At 70.8% G+C, this 22,780-nt stretch carries 20 protein-coding genes and 1 riboswitch; of the genes, 3 read left to right on the top strand and 17 right to left on the bottom strand.

Going from position 1 to position 22,780, the window contains the following annotated elements:
* The first annotated feature begins 68 nt into the window (after positions 1 to 68).
* Positions 69 to 794: an aminoglycoside 3'-phosphotransferase gene (locus KV396_RS04580; protein ID WP_247956994.1), complete on the top strand. Its 726-nt coding sequence runs from the start codon at positions 69 to 71 to the stop codon at positions 792 to 794.
* Positions 795 to 801: 7 nt separating this feature from the next.
* Here KV396_RS04580 and KV396_RS04585 read toward each other — a convergent pair whose 3' ends face one another.
* The 3 genes from KV396_RS04585 to KV396_RS04595 all read right to left on the bottom strand — a co-directional run bounded on the left by KV396_RS04585 (position 802) and on the right by KV396_RS04595 (position 3,751).
* Positions 802 to 1,593 carry an energy-coupling factor transporter transmembrane component T family protein gene (locus KV396_RS04585; RefSeq protein WP_247956995.1) on the bottom strand — a complete coding sequence of 264 codons (792 nt, stop codon included), beginning with the start codon at positions 1,591 to 1,593 and terminating at the stop codon, positions 802 to 804.
* Positions 1,590 to 3,047 (bottom strand): ABC transporter ATP-binding protein, encoded by a 1,458-nt coding sequence (locus KV396_RS04590; protein WP_247956996.1) that lies wholly within the window; start codon positions 3,045 to 3,047, stop codon positions 1,590 to 1,592. The genes KV396_RS04585 and KV396_RS04590 overlap by 4 nt, the downstream gene beginning before the upstream one ends.
* The gene (locus tag KV396_RS04595) at positions 3,047 to 3,751 is read right to left on the bottom strand and encodes an ECF transporter S component (protein WP_247956997.1); all 705 of its coding nucleotides are present in this window, start codon (positions 3,749 to 3,751) and stop codon (positions 3,047 to 3,049) included. The genes KV396_RS04590 and KV396_RS04595 overlap by 1 nt, the downstream gene beginning before the upstream one ends.
* Positions 3,742 to 3,853, bottom strand: a riboswitch (TPP riboswitch). It overlaps the preceding gene by 10 nt.
* A gap of 83 nt (positions 3,854 to 3,936) precedes the next feature.
* On the opposite strand from KV396_RS04595, the gene KV396_RS04600 reads away from it, so the two are divergent.
* On the top strand, positions 3,937 to 5,568 hold the full coding sequence (locus KV396_RS04600; RefSeq protein WP_247956998.1) for a D-alanyl-D-alanine carboxypeptidase family protein: 1,632 nt from the start codon (positions 3,937 to 3,939) through the stop codon (positions 5,566 to 5,568).
* Positions 5,569 to 5,997: 429 nt separating this feature from the next.
* Here KV396_RS04600 and KV396_RS04605 read toward each other — a convergent pair whose 3' ends face one another.
* The 3 genes from KV396_RS04605 to KV396_RS04615 all read right to left on the bottom strand — a co-directional run bounded on the left by KV396_RS04605 (position 5,998) and on the right by KV396_RS04615 (position 11,214).
* On the bottom strand, positions 5,998 to 8,271 hold the full coding sequence (locus KV396_RS04605; RefSeq protein WP_247956999.1) for an ABC transporter ATP-binding protein: 2,274 nt from the start codon (positions 8,269 to 8,271) through the stop codon (positions 5,998 to 6,000).
* Positions 8,268 to 9,995, bottom strand: coding sequence for an ABC transporter ATP-binding protein (locus KV396_RS04610; RefSeq protein ID WP_247624419.1), 1,728 nt, complete (start codon positions 9,993 to 9,995; stop codon positions 8,268 to 8,270). The genes KV396_RS04605 and KV396_RS04610 overlap by 4 nt, the downstream gene beginning before the upstream one ends.
* 157 nt (positions 9,996 to 10,152) lie before the next feature.
* On the bottom strand, positions 10,153 to 11,214 hold the full coding sequence (locus tag KV396_RS04615) for an enoyl-CoA hydratase/isomerase family protein (RefSeq protein WP_247957000.1): 1,062 nt from the start codon (positions 11,212 to 11,214) through the stop codon (positions 10,153 to 10,155).
* Between the two features lie 112 nt (positions 11,215 to 11,326).
* Between KV396_RS04615 and KV396_RS04620 the strand changes: the two genes are divergently transcribed.
* Complete coding sequence (locus KV396_RS04620; RefSeq protein WP_247957001.1) at positions 11,327 to 13,288, top strand: ATP-binding cassette domain-containing protein; 1,962 nt, start codon at positions 11,327 to 11,329, stop codon at positions 13,286 to 13,288.
* A 77-nt stretch (positions 13,289 to 13,365) separates the two neighbouring features.
* On the opposite strand, the gene KV396_RS04625 is transcribed toward KV396_RS04620, so the two are convergent.
* The 11 genes from KV396_RS04625 to hemE all read right to left on the bottom strand — a co-directional run bounded on the left by KV396_RS04625 (position 13,366) and on the right by hemE (position 22,732).
* Positions 13,366 to 13,815: a hypothetical protein gene (locus KV396_RS04625; RefSeq protein WP_247624416.1), complete on the bottom strand. Its 450-nt coding sequence runs from the start codon at positions 13,813 to 13,815 to the stop codon at positions 13,366 to 13,368.
* 85 nt (positions 13,816 to 13,900) lie between these two features.
* The gene (gene hemL / locus KV396_RS04630; protein WP_247957002.1) at positions 13,901 to 15,223 is read right to left on the bottom strand and encodes a glutamate-1-semialdehyde 2,1-aminomutase; all 1,323 of its coding nucleotides are present in this window, start codon (positions 15,221 to 15,223) and stop codon (positions 13,901 to 13,903) included.
* Between the two features lie 32 nt (positions 15,224 to 15,255).
* Positions 15,256 to 16,233, bottom strand: coding sequence for a porphobilinogen synthase (gene hemB / locus KV396_RS04635; protein WP_247957003.1), 978 nt, complete (start codon positions 16,231 to 16,233; stop codon positions 15,256 to 15,258).
* Positions 16,230 to 17,030 (bottom strand): uroporphyrinogen-III synthase, encoded by an 801-nt coding sequence (locus KV396_RS04640; RefSeq protein ID WP_247957004.1) that lies wholly within the window; start codon positions 17,028 to 17,030, stop codon positions 16,230 to 16,232. Before KV396_RS04640 ends, hemB begins: the two co-directional genes overlap by 4 nt.
* Positions 17,030 to 18,022 (bottom strand): hydroxymethylbilane synthase, encoded by a 993-nt coding sequence (gene hemC, locus KV396_RS04645; RefSeq protein WP_247957005.1) that lies wholly within the window; start codon positions 18,020 to 18,022, stop codon positions 17,030 to 17,032. The genes KV396_RS04640 and hemC overlap by 1 nt, the downstream gene beginning before the upstream one ends.
* Positions 18,023 to 18,029: 7 nt before the next feature.
* The gene (gene hemQ, locus KV396_RS04650) at positions 18,030 to 18,707 is read right to left on the bottom strand and encodes a hydrogen peroxide-dependent heme synthase (RefSeq protein WP_247624411.1); all 678 of its coding nucleotides are present in this window, start codon (positions 18,705 to 18,707) and stop codon (positions 18,030 to 18,032) included.
* Between the two features lie 103 nt (positions 18,708 to 18,810).
* Entirely contained in the window at positions 18,811 to 19,080 is a 270-nt protein-coding gene (locus KV396_RS04655) for a hypothetical protein (protein ID WP_247624410.1), read from the bottom strand.
* Positions 19,067 to 19,477, bottom strand: a complete 411-nt coding sequence (locus KV396_RS04660) for a phage holin family protein (RefSeq protein WP_247633729.1) — start codon at positions 19,475 to 19,477, stop codon at positions 19,067 to 19,069. Before KV396_RS04660 ends, KV396_RS04655 begins: the two co-directional genes overlap by 14 nt.
* A gap of 2 nt (positions 19,478 to 19,479) precedes the next feature.
* Positions 19,480 to 19,956 carry a hypothetical protein gene (locus KV396_RS04665; protein ID WP_247957006.1) on the bottom strand — a complete coding sequence of 159 codons (477 nt, stop codon included), beginning with the start codon at positions 19,954 to 19,956 and terminating at the stop codon, positions 19,480 to 19,482.
* Between the two features lie 124 nt (positions 19,957 to 20,080).
* Positions 20,081 to 21,586 carry a protoporphyrinogen oxidase gene (gene hemG, locus KV396_RS04670; RefSeq protein WP_247957007.1) on the bottom strand — a complete coding sequence of 502 codons (1,506 nt, stop codon included), beginning with the start codon at positions 21,584 to 21,586 and terminating at the stop codon, positions 20,081 to 20,083.
* Positions 21,587 to 21,703: 117 nt separating this feature from the next.
* Positions 21,704 to 22,732, bottom strand: coding sequence for a uroporphyrinogen decarboxylase (gene hemE / locus KV396_RS04675; RefSeq protein ID WP_247957008.1), 1,029 nt, complete (start codon positions 22,730 to 22,732; stop codon positions 21,704 to 21,706).
* Positions 22,733 to 22,780 lie beyond the last annotated feature (48 nt).

Here is a 22,780-nt window from a genome sequence, read left to right on the forward strand (position 1 = left end):
GTGTCACCACGATCCCCGGGGAAGGCTGTGTCAGCGAGCCTACGGGGTCGGCACGGCAGACTGGAGGGATGAGCATCCCCGACGCCCACATCGAGATCCCCGCGCGCGTGCGCGACCTCGCCGGTCGCGCCGCCGTGACTCCGGTCTGGCGCAACGGTATCGGGGGCCTCACGTTCCGCACCGACGACGGGCGCTACATCAAGTGGGGTCCGCTCGATGACGAGGCCAACATGCACGACGAGGCCGAGCGGATGCGCTGGGCCCGCCGCTGGATCACGGTGCCCGAGGTGCTCGCCCAGGGCGAGGACGACGCGCACGAGTGGCTCGTCACCCGCGCGATCGACGCGTTCAGCGCCGTCGATACGCGCTGGGATGGCAAGGCTGAGATCGCAGTACCCGCCGTCGGTCGCGCCCTGCGGATGCTGCACGACACCCTCCCCGTCGCCGACTGCCCGTGGGAGTGGAGCGTGCACTGGCGCGTCTCGAACGCCGCCGAGCGCGGGGTCGTCGTGCCGCCCGAGCTGCAAGAGGCCCCGCCGATCGACCGCCTGGTCGTGTGCCACGGCGACGCCTGCATGCCCAACACGCTCCTCGACGCCGCGGGTGAGCCCGCCGCCCACGTCGATCTCGCCGCCCTCGGTCTCGCCGACCGGTGGGCCGACCTCGCCGCCGCGGCCATGAGCACCGGGTGGAACTTCGGCCCCGGCTGGGAGGACCCGCTCCTCGAGGCGTACGGCGTCGAACGCGACGACGAGCGGCTCGAGTTCTACATGCGGCTCTGGAACGAGACCTGAGCGACGGCTAGGAGCTCGGCCCGAGGATGAAGTTCCACGCGCCGGTCGCGATCGCGGCGGCCACGGCCACCCCGGAGATCGCGAGACCGACCGCGAGCAGCATCCATTCGGCCGCCCCGAACCGCGATTCGCGCGCCCACGTGCGCCGACCGGGGGCTCCGAAGCCGCGGGCCTCCATGGCGGTGGCGAGCTTCGCGCCCCTGCGGATCGAGAGCACGAGAAGGGCGAACGCCATGCCGAAGAACCGGCGGATGCGTCCGCGATCGGCGACTCCACGTGCCCGGCGCGCGAGTTCGAGCGCCCGCCAGTCATCGAGGAACAGCCCGATCATGCGCAACCCGGCGAGCGCGCCCAGCACGAACCGAGCGGGCAGCTTCAGCACCTGAGCGAGTCCGTCGGCGAGGTCGGTGGGGTCGACCGTGATGAACAGCACCACCGACGGCAGCGCGATCGCGAGCACGCGCAGGAAGGTCGCGAGAGCGAGCGCGAGCGACCCGTCGCTGATGCGCAGCACGAACCACTCGACATAGATCGTGCCGCTCGTCTCGCCGTAGAGAGCGATCGTGACGGCGGTGAGGGGCGCCGCGAGCCAGACCGGCCAGGTGCGCAGCCAGAACTCGCGCCAGCCGATGCCGGCGAAGAAGAACAGCACGCACTCGAGCACGAGGGCGACGGATGCCGACACCGGATCGAGCGTGAGGATCAGCGGGATCGCGATCAGCGCGCTCACCCCGAGCTTGGCGACGGGGTTGATGCCGGCGATGCGTCCGGTACGGGCGGTGGTGTCGAGCACGGTCATCGGCTGCCGCCCAGCTCGTAGCGCTCGGCGCGGAGCGCGCGGGCGACGTCGAGGTCGTGCGTGATCGTCACGATCGCGGTGCCCTCGTCGCGCAGGGCGGCGAGCATCGCGACGAGCTCGGCCCAGGTACGGGCGTCCTGTCCGAAGGTCGGCTCGTCGAGCACGAGCACCCGGGGCCGGGTCGCGAGGGCGGCGGCGACCGTCAGCCGACGCTTCTCGCCGCCCGACAGCGTGTAGGGGTTGGCGCGCGCGAGCCGGTCGAGGCGCAGCCGGTGCAGCAGCTCCTCGCTGCGTGCGGCGATCTCGTCTTCGGGCATGCCGAGAGCGCGCGGGCCGACCGCGAGCTCGTCCTGCACGGTTTTCGCCAGCAACTGATGCTCGGGCTCCTGGAAGACCATCCCGATACGGGTGAGCAGATCGCGCGAGGCCCAGTCGATCGGCGTCGATCCGATACCGGCGGCCAGGGCCGCGGATGCCGCGACCGCACCGCCCGCAGGCGGCAGGAGTCCCGCGAGCGTGAGCCCGAGCGTCGACTTGCCGGCACCGTTCGGCCCGGTGATCGCGAGCGCCTGTCCTGCCCGCACGTCGAGGTCGATGCCGCTCGCCACGGGCTTCCCCTTCACGCGGGCGACGGCGAGATCGCGGGCCGAGATCAGCACCTCGCCGGGCGCCGACAGCGGAGCGGGCGGAGCATCCGGAACGAACCCCGGCACCCACACCCCGTCGGCCGCGAGCCGGGCGCCCTCGACGCCGAGCACGTGCGCGGGCGGTCCGTCGGCCACGACCCCGCCCTGCCCGACCACGATCACCCGCGTGATCAGCGGCAGCCATACGTCGAGGCGGTGCTCGACGACGATCAGCGTCGCGGGGTGCGCCTGCAGCATCCGCTCGACCGCGTCGCGCACCTCGACCACGCCCTCGGGATCGAGGTTGGCCGTCGGCTCGTCGAGCAGCACGACCCCCGGCCGCATCGCGAGGATGCCGGCGAGCGCGAGGCGCTGCTTCTGCCCGCCCGACAGCGCCTTGGTCGGTCGATCCAGCGGCACGTCGAGGCCGACCGCGTCGAGCGCCTGCGTCACGCGCGGCCAGATCTCGGCGCGCGGGATGCCGAGGTTCTCGCACCCGAAGGCGACGTCGTCACCGACCCGGGCGAGGATCACCTGCGAGTCGGGATCCTGGAGCACGAGCCCCGTGCGCCTGCGCGTGGACGCTGCGGGGATGCCGTCGACGAGGAGCGAGCCCTGAACTTCGCCCTCCTCGTCGCCGCCGAGCACCCCGGCGAGTCCCTGCAGCAGTGTCGACTTGCCGGCACCGGACGCGCCGAGCACCAGCACGCGCTCCCCCGGCTCGATCCGGAACGAGACGTCCTGCAGCGCCCAGGCCAGACGGCTGGCATGACGCCAGCCCCACGCGGTCGCCTCGACCGTCGCGGGGCCGGCCTGATCGATCGTCATCAGACGCGGACGCGCGCCTCACGGCCCGAGCCGAAGCGATCGAGCGCTCCCGTGGCCGCGATGCCGCGCGCCAGCACCCACGACAGGGCCCCGGCGATCACCGCGCCCGACACGACCGTGCTGATCAGATAGATCACCGTGAACTCGGTGCCCGACCCCGCGTACCAGAGGATGAGGTTGTTGATGCCGCCGGCGAGGGCCGCGCCGGCTCCGGCGAGGATCGCGACGGGCAGCGACCAGCGACGGTAGAAGAACAGCAGGAAGATCAGTTCGGCTCCCAGGCCCTGCACGAGACCGGCCTCGAGCGTCAGGAACCCGCCCCACTGGTTGCCGATCAGGGCCGAGACGACCGCGGCGAGCAGCTCGACGTAGATCGCGGCGCCCGCCTTGCGGATGATGAGGCCGCCGAGCACACCGGCGAACAGCCACGGTCCGTCGAGCAGCCCCTGCAGGCCCGGGAGCAGCGGCTCGAGGAGCGCCTTCGGGCCGAGGTAGCCGACGTTCCACGCGAGGAAGATCAGCCCGGCGGCGACGCCGAGCACGCTGGCGACCACGATGTCGACGACGCGCCAACGCCAGATCGTGACGGGTGCGCTCTTCGCGGATGCCGGCTTCGCGGCGGATGCCGGGTTGGATCCGGATGCCGGGTTGGATGCCGTTTCGCCGGTGTTCTTCGCGGCGGATTCGGGCGTGGACGTACTCATCTGAACTCCTCCCTGCGCTGGCATGACCCAGATCAGGTTCGACGGTCGAAGCGCGATTCGCTCCCTCTCAGCCCGGCTCGCCGGACTCCCGTGGTTGTGCTGACCAGCATACCCGCGCGTCGACACCCGCGCCCGCCCGTGACGCATCGCCGCAGATCAGCCCGGGGATTGGGTACCGTAATCGAGTGACCGCCGCTCATCCCACCGACGCCGCCACCGCCGCCGTGCCCGATTCCGGCGCGGCTGCGACCGACGCCCCGGGCGAACTCGAGCCGCCTGCGACGGCATCCGTGCCCGCCGTGGCGGACCCTGACGAGGCGAAGGCTGCCGGCGTCGAGGAGGCTGGTCCCGAAGGTGCTGATGTCGAGGCTGCCGGTACCGAGACTGCCGGTGCCGAAGGGGCCGTTGCCGAGGGGGCCGGTGCTCCGGAGGCGAACGAGAGCGAGACTCCCGAGGCCGCGTGGGCAGATGAGAAGCGCCCGGCCACCGCTCTGACCTGGATCGACACCGCCGCCGTCGCCGCAGGTTCCGCGGCGCGCACCTACGACGAGCCGTACGTCGAGGATCCCGCCGTCGCGATCATGCGCGGGGCCCGACTGCGCCCGGCGATCGCGAGCGCCCGCGTGCTCGTGCCGATCGGCATGGTTCTCGGTCTCGTCGGCGCATACGCCGGCACGACCATCCTCTGGCCGCTGCACGAGGTCGCCCCGACCGTTCATTCTGTCGAGTTCACCACCGTCGCCGCTCCCCCGGCCGCCGTGGCGTGGCCCGGCGTCGGCAGTGCAGCCGTCGGCGTGGGCGGCATCGGCTCGACGGCATCCTCGGTGGATCCGGCGAGCATCGCGAGCATCACCAAGGTGGTCAGTTCGCTCATGGTGCTCGACCGACTGCCCCTGGCCCTCGGCGAGCAGGGTCCCGAGTTCTCGTTCACCCGTGCCGACAGCCAGTCGTACTGGTCGTATCGGATGTCGGATCAGTCGTCGCTCGATGTGCCGGTCGGCGGAGTGCTCACCGAGTACCAGATGCTGCAGGGCACGCTGCTCGGGTCGGCGAACAACTACATCGACCGCCTCGCGCGGGAGATCTGGGGATCGAACAGCGAGTTCGCGGCCGCCGCGGAGATCTGGCTGAGCGAGCGCGGCCTCAGCGACATTACGGTCGTCACGCCGTCGGGCTTCGACATCGGCAACGTCGCGACACCCGACGCCCTGGTGCGCCTGGGCGAGCTCGCGATGAAGAACCCGGTGTTCGCGGAGATCGTCGGCACCCCTGCCGTCGAACTGCCCGGCGCGGGCCTCGTGACCAACACGAACGGCATGCTGGCCGACCCCGGTGTCGTCGGCATCAAGACCGGCACGCTGGTCGGGTGGAACCTGCTCACGGCGAAGAACGTGACCGTGGGCGACAGCACCGTGCAGCTCTACGCAGCGGTGCTGAATCAGGACGACGATGCCCAGCGGCTCGCGGCCACGCGCTCGCTGTTCGCCGAGGTCGAAGCGGCGCTCATCGCCCAGGAACCCGCGGTTCCGGCCGGCACGGTCGTCGGTCAGGTGCGCACCGAGTGGGGCGCGGAGGTCGACATCGTGACGGATGCCGACGCCGACGTGCTGCTCTGGAACGGTGCCGCGGCGACGACCTCGACGAGCTTCTCGCTCGGGGATGCGCGGGAAGACGGCGACGCCGTGGGCTCGCTGAGCACGGCCGGCCCGATCGACGCGACCACGACGGAACTCGTGCTCCACGACGACGTCGAGGGCCCCAGCATCTGGTGGCGCCTCACGCATCCGATGAACCTGTTCGGCCTCGACTCGGAGTAGAGCCGGGTCTCGACTCCGTGCGGGGTCACAACACGCCGTGTTCGTACCCGCCCGTGAGGCGTGTTGTGACCCCTCACGTTCAGATTGCCTCCTCGCACGCCTGTCGCCCTCTGCCGCCCGCTCATCCGCAGGGAAGAACGACACGTGCAGGGAGAATCCCGCCGAACCTCCCTGCAGATGTCTTTTCTCCCTGCACGTGGTGCCGCGCCATCACGCCTGCACGGACGGATCACGTCTGCACGGCGAGACCCCCGGGATCGCCGTGCAGACGTGCGCGCTCCGTGCAGATGAGCGGGATCGGACGGATGCCGCGGCGGCGGATTCTCGGGACGACGGCGCCGCACGCGAAGCGCCCCGGCCCGCGGATGCGGGTCGGGGCGCTTCGGGTGGGCGTGAGCCCGGGTACTGCGACGGGTCAGCCGTGGCGGGTCAGCTGCGGCGGGTGTCCCCCTCGGGAGACGGGTGCTCGATCACGGCCTGCGCCGCGGCAGCTTCGGCGGCGGGCTGCTGGGCTCCGACCGATGCGCCGGTGACGGCATCCGCTGCTGCGGCCTCTGCGGCATCCGCGTCGTCGGCGTCGCCCGTGATGACGGTCGGCGTCGAGCCGGTGAGTGCCTCCTCGGCGTCGATGTCGGTCGCCGCCTGCTCGAACTGCGACTGGTACAGGCGCCAGTAGGCGCCCTGCGCGGCGATGAGTTCGTCGTGCGTGCCCTTCTCGACGATGTCGCCGTGCTCCATCACGAGGATGAGGTCGGCATCGCGGATCGTCGACAGGCGGTGAGCGATCACGAACGACGTGCGCCCCTCGCGGAGCGCCGCCATCGCGTTCTGCAGGAGCAGCTCGGTGCGGGTGTCGACGGCCGACGTGGCCTCATCGAGGATCAGGATCGACGGCTGGGCGACGAACGCCCGGGCGATCGTGATCAGCTGCCGCTCACCCGCCGAGACGTTCGACGCGTCCTCGTCGAGCACGGTGTCGTATCCCTCGGGCAACGCGTGCACGAAGCGATCGACGTACGTCGCCTTCGCGGCCTCGAGCACCTCGTCATCGGTCGCGGTGGAACGCCCGTATCGGATGTTCTCGCGGATGCTGCCCGCGAACAGCCAGGGGTCCTGCAGCACCATGCCGGTGCGGGAGCGCAGCTCGTCGCGCGTGACCTCCGAGATGTCCTGACCGTCGAGCAGGATGCGCCCGCCGTTCAGCTCGTAGAACCGCATGATCAGGTTGACGAGCGTGGTCTTGCCCGCACCGGTCGGGCCGACGATCGCCACCGTCTGCCCCGGCTCGACCCGGAAGGAGAGATCCGTGATGAGCGGACGCTCGGGCGTGTACGAGAACGCGACGTTCTCGAACTCGACGACGCCCTTGCCCTCGTCGAGCGCGGGAGCGTCGACGTCGTCGGCCTCCTGCTCCTCGGTGTCGAGCAGCTCGAACACGCGCTCGGCCGAGGCGGTTCCCGATTGCACGACCGCCGCCATTCCGCCCAGCTCCGACAGCGGCTGCGTGAACTGCTGCGAGTACTGGATGAACGCCTGCACGTCGCCGAGACGCAGCTGGCCGTTCGCGACCATGAGGCCGCCGAGCACCGCGATACCCACGTAGGTGAGGCTGCCGACGAAGGTCATCGCCGGCATGATGATGCCCGACAGGAACTGCGCCTTGAACGCGGCCTGGAAGAGCTCCTCGTTCTCGTCCTTGAACTTGTCGAGGGCGTCCTGCTCACGGCCGAAGACCTTGACCAGCGCGTGGCCCGAGAAGGCCTCCTCGACGCGGGCGTTCAGCCGTCCGACCTTGCGCCACTGCGTGCCGAAGGCCTTCTGCGAACGCGGACCGATGACGCCGAAGATCACTCCCATGAGCGGAAGCGCCACCAGCGCGACGAGCGCCAGCTGCCACGAGATCGAGAACATGAGAACGAGCACGCCCACGACCGTGAGCACCGCGGTGATCGCGCCCGACAGCGACTGCTGCATGGTCTGCGTGATGTTGTCGATGTCATTGGTGACGCGGGAGATCAGGTCACCGCGCTGCACCTTGTCGAAGTACGACAGCGGCAGTCGGTTGATCTTCGCCTCGACCGATTCGCGCAGACGCCACATGGTGCGCACCATGATGACGTTGATGACGTAGCCCTGGATCCAGCTCAGGAACGCCGCGACCACGTAGATCGCGAGGACGGCGGCGATGACCCACCGGAGCGCGTCGAAGTCGACGCCGTCGCCCACCTGGAAGTCACCGAGCGCGGCGACCTGGTTGGCGAAGTCGGTCTGGCCGCCCTGCCGCAACGCGTCGACGACGTCGTCCTGCGAGGTGCCCGCGGGGAATCCGGGGAAGTCGCCGTTCGCCTGCCCGAGCTGCACCGAGATGAAGCCCTTGTAGATGAGGTTGGTCGCCTCGCCGAGCACCTTCGGAGCCGCCACCGTGAGCACGACGCCGATGGCGCCGAGGATCGACACGATCACGAACCAGACCGCCGAGGGCTTGAGCAGGCCGATCATGCGGCTGAAGCTCTTGCCGAAGTTGTCGGCCTTGCCGGGCGCGACGCTGTCCCAGCCGCCGCCGTCCTGCCGCGCCTTCTCGGCCAGCTCGGCCTCGTACTTCTCCTCGTCGGTCAGTTCGGGCTCGACGACGGCCGCGGTGCCCGCGGTCGCGCTCTTGGCTCCGCGACCGCGACGGGTACGTGAGGAGTTCTGCTCGCTCATGCGTCCACCCCCAGCTGCGACTCGACGATCTCTCGGTACGTCGTGCTCGTCTCGAGGAGTTCTTCGTGCGTTCCGACGCCGACCATGGTCCCGCCCTCGAGCACCACGATGCGGTCGGCATCGGTGATCGACGAGACGCGCTGCGCGACGACGACCTTGGTCACGTGGGGCAGCTCCCTCCACAGCGCCTGACGCAGACGGGCGTCGGTGGTGAGGTCGAGCGCCGAGAACGAATCGTCGAAGACGAGGATCTGCGGCTGACGCACGATCGCGCGGGCGATCGCCAGGCGCTGGCGCTGACCGCCCGAGACGTTGGTCCCGCCCTGGGTGATCCGCGACTCGAGCCCCTGCGGCATCTCCTCGACGAAATCGCGGCCCTGAGCGATCTCGAGCGCGTGCCAGAGCTCGTCGTCGGTGGCGTCCTCACGGCCGTAGCGAAGGTTCGACGCGACCGTGCCGGTGAAGAGGAACGGGCGCTGGGGAACGAGTCCGATCGTCGCCCAGAGCGATTCGACATCGGCGGTGCGGACGTCGGCGCCTCCGACGAAGACGGCTCCGCCCGAGACGTCGAAGAGGCGCGGGATCAGCGAGACCAGCGTGGTCTTGCCGGCGCCGGTCGATCCGACGATCGCGACGGTCTCACCGGGCTCGGCGGCGAAGCTGATGCCGGAGAGCACGGGGGCGTCGGCTCCGGGGTAGGTGAACTCGACATCGTCGAACGCCACGGAACCCGGAGTCGGGAACGAGGTGACGCCGTTCGCCGGACGCTCCATGCTCGACGTCGTGTCGAGCACCTCGCCGATGCGCTCGGCCGAGACCGCGGCGCGCGGGATCATGATCGCCATGAAGCTGGCCATGATGACGCCGCCCATGATCTGTCCGATGTACTGCATGAAGGCGAAGATCGTGCCGACCTGCACCGTGCCGCTGTTGACCTCGACGCCGCCGAACCAGACGACCGCGACGACAGTGACGTTGAGGATGAGCATGAAGAGCGGGAACAGCAGCACGAACAGCGAACCCACCTTGCGCCCGACGACCATGATGTCGGTGTTCGCGCCGCGGAAGCGCTCCTCCTCGATGCGCTCGCGCACGAACGCCCGCACGACGCGCACGCCGGTGAGCTGCTCGCGCATGACGCGGTTCACGGTGTCGAGCTTGCCCTGGTAGCTGCGGAACAGGGGGACCATGCGGCTGACGACGAGTCCGGCGACGATCAGCAGGAGGGGCACGGAGACGGCGATGAGCCAGCTCAGCCCGATGTTGGTCTGCACCGCGAAGATGATGCCGCCGATCGCCAGCAGCGGTGCGGTGACGAGCATGGTGGCGCCCATCATCGCCAGCATCTGCACCTGCTGCACGTCGTTGGTGTTGCGCGTGATGAGCGAGCCGGCGCCGAACTGCGACACCTCTCGCTCGGAGAATCCGCTCACCTTGCTGAACACGTCGGCGCGGATGTCGCGGCCGGCGCCCATCGACGCGCGGGCGGCGAAGTACGTGGCGATGATCGACGCGATGATCTGACCGAGCGAGACCGCCAGCATGAGCAGACCGGTGCGCCAGATGTAGGCGGTGTCGGACTGTGCGACGCCTCTGTTGATGATGTCTTCGTTGAGACGCGGGAGATAGAGGGTGGCGATCGCGCTCGCGAACTGGAAGACCAGGACGGCGACGAGCAGCCACTTGTAGCGGGACAGATACCGAACGAGAATTTTACCCAGCACAGGCGGACTTTCTGAGAGATGAAGCTGTGGACTCAGGCGTGGGGGAAGGTGCCGACCGGGATCGGCCACAACAAAGCGTGACACGAAGCTCCGACATTCGTACCGCCGAGTTCGGAACCTTCGCTCACAGCGAACCCATCGACAGCCGGGCTCCCACTCAGAACAGCGGCGTCACCGGCACGTACGCACGGGCATCCGCCCCGGCATCCGTCCCCAGCTCGGCGAGCGAGGCGGGCTGCCACTTCGGGTTGCGGTCCTTGTCGACCAGCTGAGCCCGGATGCCCTCGACGAGATCGGGATGCTCGTGCACGAACCACAGCACCCGCCGGTACTCGCCCTCGAGCGCCTCGCGCAGCCCGGAGGCCGCCCGCGCCTCGCGCACGGCGTCGAGCGTCACGACCAACCCCGTCGGCGCGAGCCCCTCGAGCAGCTCGGCCGTGGCCGTGGCATCCGTCGTGCCCTGCGCCTGCAACCGCTCGACGATCTCGACGACCGTGTCGGCGGAGAAGGCCTCGTCGATCCACTCCGGCGACGGCGACAGCTCCGAGGGCTCCGGCGTCTCGTCGAACAGCAGCACGATCTCGCTCGGCCCCGTCGGGTCGGCGCGGAACGCGAGGGCCTCGCGCAGCGCGTCGAGATTGGCGGAGGGCACGTAGTAGTCCGCGAAACCGAGGGCGATGGCATCCGCCCCGTTCATCGAACCGCCGGTCAGAGCGAGGTACTCACCGAGGCGACCCGGCGCACGGCCGAGCAGCCAGGTGCCGCCGACATCGGGAGTGAAGCCGATGCGCGTCTCGGGCATCGCGAGCTTCGAGCGCTCGGTCACGATGCGGATCGCCGCGTGCCCCGCGAGCCCGATGCCGCCGCCCATCGTGATGCCGTCGGCGAAGGCGACGATCGGCTTCGGATACTCGGCGATCATGGCGTTGAGCGCGTACTCCGCTCGGAAGAACTCGGCGGTGGACTCGGGATGCCCCGACACGATCTGCGCGTGCAGGGCGCGCACGTCTCCCCCGGCGCAGAAGCCGCGGTCGCCCGCACCGTCGAGCAGCACGATCTGCACGTCGGTGTCGGTGCGCCAGGCGTCGAGCGCCGCGGTGAGCGCCTGCACCATGCCCAGGTCGAGGGCGTTGATCGCCTCGGGACGCTGCAGCGTGAGCCGCCCGAGAGCGCCTTCCGTGCGGACGAGGACGCGGTCGGAGGCAGAGGTCTCGGTCACGGGAGCCAGGCTACCCCGGTCGCCGCGAGGGCTCGCAATCCACAGGAAATACGCGATCCGGACGGTTTTCCGGCAGGATAGGGGGAATTGACCAAGCAAGGAGAGGTCGCGCATGACCGACGGACAGGTTCTCGAATTCACGGGCGTGACGAAGCGCTTCAATGAGGTGACCGCCGTTTCCGACTTCTCTGCTCGGATCGAGCCGGGTGCGGTCACCGCGTTCCTCGGCCCCAACGGGGCCGGCAAGACGACGACGCTGCGGATGCTGCTGGGACAGGTGCGCCCGACATCCGGCACCGCGACGATCGGCGGCCAGTCGTACGCCGAACTCCGCCAGCCGCTGCGGGTGATCGGTTCGGTGCTCGAGGAGACCGTCTACCGTCCGCGCCGCACCGCGAACCGCCAGCTCACGATCGCGGCCAAGGCCAACGACATCCCGCTCGGTCGCGTCGCCGAGGTGCTCTCCCTGGTCGGGCTCGAGAACGAGGGCGACGCCCGCATCGGCGGATTCTCGCTCGGCATGCGTCAGCGTCTGAGCGTCGCGCACGCTCTGCTCGGCGACCCCGGGGCTCTCGTGTTCGACGAGCCGGCCAACGGGCTCGACCCGGAAGGCATCCGCTGGATGCGCCTGCTCATGCGCCGTCTCGCCGACGAGGGCCGCACCGTGCTGGTCTCGTCGCACGTGCTCAGCGAGGTCGAGCAGGTGGCCGACAACGTGCTCGTGCTCTCGAAGGGCCGGCTCGTGCTCGCGAGCGGCATCGAGGAGCTCGCCGATCCTTCGGCCGGTGCCGTCATCGTCGACGCGGCCGATCGTGCCGCGCTCACCGCCGCCCTCGCCGCCGCCGGGTTCGACATCGAGGTCCTCCGCTCCGGGCTCACGGTGCGCGGCACCGACGCGCGCCGGGTCGGTGCGGTCGCCGCGGATGCCGGGATCGCCCTCACCACTCTCGTGCAGCGCGGTCCGACACTCGAAGACGTCTTCATCCAGCTCACCCGTGGCGGCCGGCTCGAGCCGCACGCCGGCCTCCTCGCGACGCAGCTCGTCGCTCCCGCCGCCGCGCCGGCGGCTCCCGTCGAGGAGCCCGCGCACGCGACCGCTCCGGCCGACGCCGAGGATCAGGTCACGACGGACGACACGGCGGCGATGACCGCCTCCGCGATCGCCGCCGACGCCGCCGCGGCGGTACCCGGCGGTCCCGTCGCGGCGGCAGTGGTCGCCTCCGGAGCAGGAGCCGCGATCGTGAACGATGGCGACGTCGTCGCGGACGAAGCGGATGCCGAGGGGGCGGTCGAGGTCTCCGTCGACGGCGCCTCTGCATCCGACGACGCTGGATCCGACGACGCAGCATCCGACGACGAGACGCCTGCGGACGAGACGCCTGCGGACGAGACGCCTGCAGACGGTCCGGCCACCGATGCGGATGCCGCGCAGGTCGCACCGGGCCCGGTGTCGGCCGCAGGGCTCCCCTCGTTCGACGACATCCTCTTCGGAAACGGCGACGCCGCCGAGGAGGAGGCCACCTCGTTCCCGGGGGCCGAAGCTCCCGCCCACGCCGTCGACGGTGAAGCCGCGGGTGTTCCGATCGGCGAGGAGGCCGGGGTCGAGGTGTTCGACGACCTGGGCCCGACCGACGGCGCATCCGACGCCTCGTCGGACAGCGACGAGGCGGCCGCCGACGAGGACGCCGACCCGCGCTCGGCCGCGGTGAGCTCGATGCTCGCCGACGCCGCCCGCGCCTACTTCGAGGACGAGCCGAAGGACTACCCCCTCGGCGAGACGCCCTCCGAGTCGGACGGCAGCGAGACGGACGATGCCGCCCCCTCCGAGCAGGAAGCCGGCACGCAGGCGGAAGCCGACACGGCGACCGACGAGACCCCGAACGACGAAGCATCCGACCGCGAAGCATCCGACGACGCTCCCGCCGACGGCGCCCCCCGCACGACCGTGATCGAGATCATCCCGGAGATGCCGCTCACGGCGACCGACGACGAGCTCGCCAACGCCGACCACTACGACCAGAGCGGCGACGGCGACCAGCACCACGAGCACGGCGAGTACCGCCCCCGCGACTGATCGATCCGCACAGCGAGACGCCCTCCCGACCCGATGGTCGCGGAGGGCGTTTCGCTGTGGTCTGCGAGCGCGGTGGCTCAGGCGGGCCGCGGCCGGATCACCGGGCGCCGGGGTTGCTTGGTCGTGGGGATCGAGCCGGTCGAGACGATCTCCTCGACGTCTGCCGGCTCTTCGGAGACCTCGAGCCGCAGGGCCTGCGTCAGGGCGAGGCCGTGCCGGGTGGTCAGGATGAGACGGCGGTACTGCTCGTCGCCCGTGAGATCGATCACGACGCTCGGCCGGCGCTTGCGGATGAGCACGAAGTCGGTGCTGCCCGCGGCCTTCCACGTGCCGGCGGCGAGGATGCCGGGGATGTGGGTGCCGGGGTTGGGCACGCCGCGCAGCCAGGTCCAGGCGTCATCGGTGAGCTGCACCTTGGTGATCGTCTCGCGCACGATGCGGAGGTTGTCGCGGTGGAAGCTCGCGGCGCGTTCCAGCGGCGAGAGCACGATCTCGAGTTGCGTCTGATCCAACAGCAACGTCACCATGACACCCAGTCTGCCAGCGGCATCCTCCCAGTTGTCTGGATCTTGCTCACAGGAACACAACGATCCGTTGTGGGAATGCGCTCACTCAGGGACGAGCGGATGCCGCGGCGGCGGCCGCGAGGGGCAGCGCCGCCTCGATGCGCAGCAGTTCTTCGTCGCCGTGGGCGGCCGTGAGGAACCACGCCTCGAACACGCTCGGCGGCAGGGCGATCCCCTGCTCCCGCAGCGAGTGGAAGAACGGAGCGTAGCGGAACGTCTCCTGCGCCTGGGCCTCGGCGTAGTCGCGCGGGGCGGAGGGGCGGAACGACGCGTTGAAGAGGTTTCCCGCCTTCGCCACCGCGTGCTCGACACCGGCATCCGTGAGCGCCGCGTCGAGCGCACGCGAGAGCCGGTCGGCCGCCGCGTCGATGGTCGCGTAGACCTCGGGCGTCGCGAGGCGCAGCGTGGCGAGGCCCGCCGCGACCGAGAGCGGGTTCCCGGAGAGCGTGCCCGCCTGGTAGACCGGCCCCAGCGGGGCCAGGAGGTCCATCACATCGGCCCGTCCACCGAGGGCGGCCAGCGGCATCCCCCCGCCGACGACCTTGCCGAAGGTGACGATGTCGGGGAGGTAGTCCTCGCCCTCCGCGGCCTGCAGGCCCCAGAACCCGGCCGGGTGCACGCGGAACCCGGTGAGCACCTCGTCGAGGATCATCAGCGCGCCGTGCGTGTGGGCCGTGTCGGCGATGAGGCGGTTGAACCCGGGGAGCGGGGCGACGACGCCCATGTTCGCCGCGGATGCCTCGACGATGACCGCCGCGATGCGCGGGCCGTGCTCGGCGAACACGGCCGCCAGCGCCTCGGGGTCGTTGTAGTCGATCACGAGCGTCTGCGCGGCGATCGGCGCGGGCACGCCTGCGGATCCCGGCAGCGCAAGCGTCGCGACGCCCGAGCCCGCCGCGGCGAGCAGCCCGTCGGAGTGGCCGTGGTAGTGACCGGCGAACTTCACGAGCAGGTCGCGACCGGTCGCGCCGCGGGCCAGGCGGATCGCCGTCATGGTCGCCTCGGTGCCCGTCGACACCAGGCGCACGCGCTCGATCGGACGGATCTCGCCGAACCGCACGCGGTCGGCGATCAGTGCCGCGAGCTCGACCTCGCCCTCGGTGGGCGCGCCGAACGACAGGCCGCGGGTCGCGGCCTCCTGCACCGCCTGGACGACCTCCGGATGCGCGTGGCCGAGCAGCGCCGGGCCCCACGAGGCCACGAGGTCGATGTAGGTCGCGCCCGCGGCATCCGTCACCGTCGCACCCTGCGCGGAGGCGAGGAACCGCGGCGTGCCCCCGACCGACCCGTAGGCGCGGACGGGAGAGTTCACGCCGCCGGGGATCACCGCGCGGGCGGCGGAGAAGAGATCATCGTTGCGATCGGACATGGTGCTTCCTCTCGAAGTGCGGCGGCGACCGATCAGTCGCGCAGCCAGCGGGCGGCCTCGGTCGCCCAGTACGTCAGAACCGCGTCGGCACCGGCGCGCCGGATCGACAGCAGCGACTCGAGGATCGCCGCACGGCGGCCGATCCATCCGTTCGCGGCGGCGGCCTCGATCATCGCGTACTCGCCGGACACCTGGTATGCCCACACCGGAATATGCACGGTGTCTCGCACCTCGCGCAGTACGTCGAGGAAGGCCATCGCCGGCTTGACCATGACGATGTCGGCGCCCTCCTGCTCGTCGACCACGGCCTCGCGCACGCCCTCGCGACGGTTGCCGGGGTCGAGCTGGTAGGTGCGGCGGTCACCGGTGAGCTGCGAGTCGACCGCCTCGCGGAAGGGGCCGTAGAACGCGCTCGCGTACTTCGCCGCGTACGACATCAGGATCGTGCGCGTGAACCCCTCGGCGTCGAGCGCCCGGCGGATGGCGGCGACCTGGCCGTCCATCATGCCCGAGAGCCCGAGCAGCTGCGAACCGGCCCGCGCCTGGGCGAGAGCCATCGAGGTGTAGCGCTCGAGGGTCGCGTCGTTGTCGACGGAACCGTCGGCGGCCAGCACGCCGCAGTGTCCGTGATCGGTGAACTCGTCGAGGCACAGGTCGGTCTGCACGACGAGGGCGTCGCCCACCTCGGCTGCCAGCGCCTCGGTCGCGAGATTGAGGATGCCGTGGGGAGCGTCTGCGCCGGAGCCGCGGGCATCGCGCACCGCAGGAACGCCGAAGAGCATAACTCCGCCGACGCCGGCCTCGGCCGCCTCGACCGCCGCGGCGCGAAGCGAGTCCATCGAGTGCTGGACGACACCGGACATCGATCCGATCGGCGCGGGGTCAGTGAGCCCTTCGCGCACGAACATCGGCAGCACGAGCTGCTGCGGCTGGAGGCTGGTCTCGCGCACGAGCTGGCGGACGGCCGGCGACTGGCGCAGTCGACGCAGGCGCACCTCGGGGAAGCTCACGGCGTGAACTCGTCGGCCGAGTGCGGGAGGGTGAAGTGCGAGACCGCGTCGATGAGCGCGTCGACCGTCTGGCGATCCGCGACCACCGAGACCGACAGTCCGGCGTTGCGGGCATCGCGCGCCGTGCGCGGACCGATCGCCGCGAGCAGCGTGTCATCGGGGATCTCGGGGAACTGCTCGCGCACCTGCTCGGCGACCGAACCGCTCGTGATGAGGATCGCGTTGATGCGGCCGTTCTCGACGTCGCGTTTGATGCGATCCGTCACCGGTACGCCGACCGTGCGGTACGCCACCACGCTGTCGACGTCGTGGCCCGCCTCGGTGAGCAGCACGCTCAGCACCGGCTTCGCGATCTCGCTGCGGAGAGCGAGGATGCGGCGCGGTGCGGTCTCGAGCGAGATCATCTGCTGCGCCATGCCCTCGGCGGAGTTGTCCTGCGTGGGCACCAGCGCGACCTCGTACCCGACGGCCTGCAGCGCCGCCGCGGTGGTCTCGCCGACCGCCGCGATGCGCGTCGTGGTCGGCACCACCGCACGGTGCGCGAAGAGCACGTCGACCGTGGTCGCGCTCGTCACCGTGAGCCAGTCGTAGGCGCCGGCGGCGAGCTGCTCCAGGGCGACGTCGAGGGCCGCCTGGTCGGTCGTGGGGGCGAAGTTGATGAGGGGCGCGACGACGGGGACCGCTCCCTGCAGGCGCAGGCTCGCGGCGACGCCGTCGCCCCACGGGCCTCCGCGGGGGACGAGGATCCGCCAGCCGTCTAGAGGCTTGTCGTGCTTCGATTCGGGTGTCGTGGTCATCAGGATTGCTCTCGGGGGACGAGTTCGGCCGCCCCTTGTTCGAGCAGCCGACGGGCGACAGCCAATCCCAGCGATCGAACGGCCTGGATCGGATCTGCACCATCGGCAGCATCCGCATCATTGCCACTGCCGTTCCGTTGAATATACCCCTCGTTCAGGGGTTCGGTGACGTCGAGCCCGATCCGGCGACCGCCATCGGCCGCGTACACGACCGTCCTGACGCGGATCTCGTCGCCTTCGACGACCGCATGCGCGGCCATGGGGGCTTGACATCCGGCGTCCAGACCCTCGAGGATCGCGCGCTCCAGCGTGATCGCGAGGCGGGTGGGCGCATCGTCGAGGACGGCGAGCGCCTCACGCAGCTCGGCCGGGGCATCCGTCGTCGTCTCCACGGCCAGGGCTCCCTGGCCGGGCGCGGTCGGCCACTCGCTCAGCCCCAGCTCCTCCCGGTGCAGCGGTGAGTCGGTGCCGAGCCGCGAGAGCCCCGCGGCCGCGAGGATGACGGCATCCAGCTCGCCGGATGCGACGCGCGCGAGACGCGAGTCGACGTTGCCGCGCAGGTCGACGACCGTCGAGTGCGGGGCCCGGCGACGCACCTGGGCGATGCGGCGGGGCGACCCCGTGCCGACCGTGCTGCCGGCGCGCAGCTCGTGTAGCGGAGTACCGCCGCGAGTGATGGCGACATCGCGCGCATCCTCGCGGACGGGCGTCGCCGCGATGACGAGGCCCTCGGGGACCGCGGTGGGGAGGTCCTTGAGCGAGTGCACGAGGAAGTCGCACTCCCCCGCGAGCAGCGCCTCGCGCAGACGCGTGGCGAAGATGCCCTGCCCGCCGATCTCCGACAACGAGGCGCGATTGGTGTCGCCCTCGGACGTGATCGGGACGAGCACGACGGGGCGTCCGACGACCTTCTCGAGGGCGGCGGCGACGTGACCGGACTGGGCCTGCGCGAGAGCGCTGCGGCGAGTACCGAGGCGGATCGGGGAGCTCACGGCGGGCCTACTGCAGCACGTCCGCGATCTCGTCGAAGCGGAGCCTGCGCCCCGTGTAGAAGGGCACCTCCTCCTTCACGAACAGACGCGCCTCGGTGTAGCGGAGGTCGCGCATCATGTCGACGAGATCGGTGATGTCGTCGGCCTCCATCGGGAGGATCCACTCGTAGTCGCCGAGGGCGAACGCGGCGACGGTGTTCGCGACGACGCCGGTGAACGCGGCGCCCTTGCGGCCGTGGTCGGCGAGCATCGCGCGACGGTCGGCCTCGGGTGCCAGGTACCACTCGGGCGTGCGCACGAACGGGTAGAGGCAGAGCCAGTCCTTGGGCTCGACCCCCCGGAGGAAGCCGGGCACGTGCGAGCGATTGAACTCGGCGTCGCGGTGCACGCCCATCACGTTCCAGACGGGCAGGAGCGAGCGCAGCAGCTCGGTGCGGCGCAGACGACGCAGCGCCTTCTGCAGTTCTTCGGCGGTGTCGCCGTGCAGCCACACCATGAGGTCGGCGTCGGCCTTGAGGCCCGAGACGTCGTAGAAGCCGCGGACCGTGACCCCGGAGTCCTCGACGTACGAGACGATCGTCTCGAGTTCGGTCGAGTCGGACTCGGTGACGGGCACATCGGGATTGCGTCGCCACACGGCCCAGAGGGTGAAGCCGGACGGGTTCTCTGCGCTCTCATCGGACATGGTCCCAGTCTGCCCCTTTTGTCGGACGGCTGCGAATGCGGCCGAGCGTGCAAAAACGCGACGCCCCGGAAGCGGAGTTCCGGGGCGTCGCGAAAAGAAGTGGTCAGCGCGAGATCGCCCGGGCGATCACCCAGACGGCGCTGCCGACGACGGCCGCCGCGCCCACGGCGATCGCGATCGCGCCCGCGGGGTTGCGCTCGGAGAACAGTCGCAGACGCACGGCCGCGCGCTTAGATGCCTTGTCGAGACGACGCGGCACGTTGCCCTTGATCTCGATCGCGGCGAGCGCCGCCTTGAGCTCTGCCCGCGCCGAGGCGACGGGGTCGACGATGCCGCCGGGGACGGCGGTGATCGGCAGGTCAGAATTCGTCATTGTCGCCGGCCTCCTTCACGATGCGAACGTCTGTGGCGACGGCCTGCGCGGGGTTCTCCCGGCGCAGCACCTTGCGGAACTTGAGAAGACCGAGCAGCGCGAAGAACAGCACGGCCAGGATCAGGATGCCGAAAACCGCCAGCGCCGAGAGCCACACGGGCCACCACGAGGCGATGCCCGCGATGGCGAAGACCAGCAGCACCGGGATCGCCCAGAACAGGAAGAACAGGGCGACGACGAACCAGACGGCGCCGAAGCCCGCGTCCTTCGCGGTGCGCGAGACCCACGCCTTGGCGGCGTTGATCTCGGCCTTGACGAGGTTCGAAACGAGTTCGGGGAGGTCGCCGATCAGCGACAGGAAGCTGTCATCGGCGCGGTCGCGATAGCCGCGGGGCATGGTCAGTTCCCGGTCTTCTTCGCGGCGGGCTTGCGCGTCGCCGGCGTCTTGGCGGCGGGCTTGCGAGCGGCTCCGGTCGAGGCCGACGAGTTCGCGGAGGACGTCTTCGACGAAGAGGTCTTCGACGTCGACGACTTCTTGGCCTCCTCGACGCGGTCCTTCACCTCTTCGGCGGCATCCTCGAGGTCTTCGGCGACGTCCTTGCCGGCGGCGATCACCGAGTCGAGCTTCTGCCCGGGCGTGCCGTCGCTGCCGACCGACTTCACGACCTTGACGGCGCCGTTCCAGAGGGCGCCCGGAACCGCGGCGGCCTTCTGGCCCACGAAGTCCTTGACCTGCTCCACGCGCTCCTGCACGGGGTCGAGATGCCAGACCTTGAGCCACTGCGTCTTGATCTGCTCGTAGCGCTCGCGTCCGGCGCGCGTTCCGAGGACGTATCCCACGCCGATTCCGACGACGAGTCCGATCTTCCCCTTCATGGGGTCTCCTCACGTTGTTCCGGTCGAGCCGCAGGCGTTCGATCCCCGTCGGCCAGGTACCCAGCGTAACCCCATATGCCGATTTCGGCATTGAGAGGGCAGGGGGTTGACAGGCGCGAGGCGCTCACTCCCAGATCAGGGTGCGGCGCAGGCGGTCCGTTTCCTCGGTCGCATCGGGGATCACCTGCGCGAGACCCGTACCCGCGAGCCAGGCGCCGACCGCCGCGAGGCCAGGAACGGCCTGCACGGCGGAGCGTGCCGCCGCACGACGTTCCGCCGATCCGATCACCGATGCCGGCTGCGCCTGCACGTAGCGCGCACGGTGCGCGGCCACCAGCGCGGACGGTGCCAGATCGACGCCCAGAAGAGCGGATGCCTCGCGCAGCGCGAGGTCCGCCGCAGCCCCGTCGTCGAGCCCTGCGGTGGCCGCCGGCTCGCCCTGCGCACCGAACGACACCCGCACGACGTGACGACCACCGGCCGCCCGGCGCACCCACTCCCACTTCGCGGTGGAGTGCGTGAGCGCCTTGGCGACATGGCTGCCGGGCACCGTCAGCACGCCCGTACCGCGCGGCGCCGGATCGAGCGCCGGAGCGTCGAGGAGCAGGGTGACGATCTCGATCTCGGGTGCCGGTACGTCGTCGGTCGACATGAGTGCGGGCACGGCGTCAGCGAGCAGCGCACGCGCGGTGCGCTCGTCGACGGCGACGACGACGGCATCCGCCTGCCACTCCTCCGCGACCGCGACGACCTCGTCATCGGAGTCCGCTGCGTCTTCGGATGCCGGATCGACGGGCGTATCGGTGACGACGATCCAGCCGTCTCCGTCGCGGGCGATCGCGCGGACGGGCGATGCCGTGCGCACCTCGACACGGAAGTTCTCGAGATCGGCGAGCAGGGCATCGACGAGGACGGTCATCCCGCCGTCGAGTCCCTCGACCGCGGCGCCCGGCTTCTTCGCGGCGGCGCGGGCCGCCCCTTCGTCGCGCAGCGCGGCCACTGCACCCGACAACGAACCGGTGCGCGTGAGCGCGGCGTTGAGCCCCGGTGCGGCGATCTCGACGTCGATATCGGAGGGTGAAGCGGAATACACCCCCGTTGTCACGGGAGCGACGAGGCGGTCGCGCACCTTGTCGCCCATGCGCGTCGAGACGAGCTTGCCGAGGCTGTGCTCGTGGCCGATGGTCAGCGGCGGACGCACCCGATCGAGGTACGCCCTCCAGGCGCCCGACCAGCCGATGATGCGGCGCACGTCGTCCTGGAACGGGTTGGCGGGGATGCCGAGCAGCCCGCCGACGGGGAGCGGTGCGGCGCCGATGCCCGGGACCCCGGCGAGCCAGGCTCCTCCGGGAGCGGGTGCGACGACGCGGTCGTCGATGCCGAGTTCGGCGAGGAGCGCACGCACGTGTCCGCCGCGGGTCGCGAAGCTCTCGGCCCCCGCGTCGAGGGCCACCCCGTCGAGCTCGGCCCGACGGATCGCGCCGCCCACGGCATCCGACGCCTCGAGCACCGTCACGCGCATGCCGACCTTGGCGCACTCACGGGCGGCGATGAGACCGCCGATCCCACCGCCGATCACGACGACGTGCTTCTCGGCGGCGCGGGCGGCGAGTTCGGAGGGCTCGGTCATGCCTTCCATCCTCGCATCGCCCCGCTCGGCGCTCACCGGGGATAACCCGGTGAGGGGTCACAACACGCCGCGCGCGAGACCGCCGGCGCGGCGTGTCGTGACCCCTCACGGCATCCGTCAGTCGCGCTGCGCGTGCACCAGCTCGACGATGCGCGTGAGCTGATCGGGGTCGGTCTCGGGCGGCACGCCGTGGCCGAGGTTGACGATGTGCGCCCGAGCGGCGCGGCCCCGCCGCAGCACGTCGAGCACGTGCGCCTCGAGCACCGGCCACGGGGCGGACAGCAGCGCAGGATCGATGTTGCCCTGCACCGTGGTGTCGGGGCCGAGGATCGCGGCCGCCTCGTCGAGCGGCTGCCGCCAGTCGACGCCCACACCATCGGCCGCACCGTCGAGACGCATGTCGGCGAGGAAGGGTCCGGTGCCGACGCCGAAGTGGATGGTCGGCAACCCGATGCCCTCGAGCGCGGTCTTCGAGTGCGGACGCACGAAGGTGCGGTAGTCGGCGGGGCTCAGGCCGCCCGCCCACGAGTCGAAGAGCTGCACGACGGATGCCCCGGCGTCGCGCTGCGCCGAGAGGAAGACCCGCGACACCTGCGCCAGCCATCCGGCGAGGCGGTTCCACGAGTCGGGGTCGGCGTGCATCATGGCCCGCGCACGCAGGTGCTCCTTCGACGGGCCGCCCTCGACGAGGTAGGCCGCGAGGGTGAAGGGCGCTCCGGCGAAGCCGATCAACGGGGTGTCGCCGAGTTCGGCGACGGTGAGGCGCACGGCCTCGGAGATCGCGGTCGAGTCGAGCGAGGCGGGATCGATCGCCGTGATGCGGTCGACGTCGGATGCCGTGCGCACCGGGCTCGCGAACACCGGACCGCGGCCAGGCTCGATCTCGACCTCGACTCCGGCCAGGCGCAGCGGGATGACGATGTCGCTGAAGAAGACGGCCGCGTCGACCCCGTGGCGGCGCACCGGCTGCAGCGTGATCTCGGCGGCGAGGTCGGGGGTGAGGCAGGCGTCGAGCATCCGCGTGCCCACCCGCAGCTCGCGGTACTCGGGCAGCGACCTGCCGGCCTGGCGCATGAACCACACGGGGGTCTGAGCGGGGCGTTCGCCCGCGAGGGCGCGCAGGAGCGGAGCGTCGGAGAGGGCCATGCCTCCATCCTCGCATCCGCCCCCGATGCGGATGCTGTGGGCCCGGCG

The sequence above is a fragment of the Microbacterium galbinum genome (genome assembly GCF_023101185.1).
GTDB classification, from domain to species: domain Bacteria; phylum Actinomycetota; class Actinomycetes; order Actinomycetales; family Microbacteriaceae; genus Microbacterium; species Microbacterium galbinum.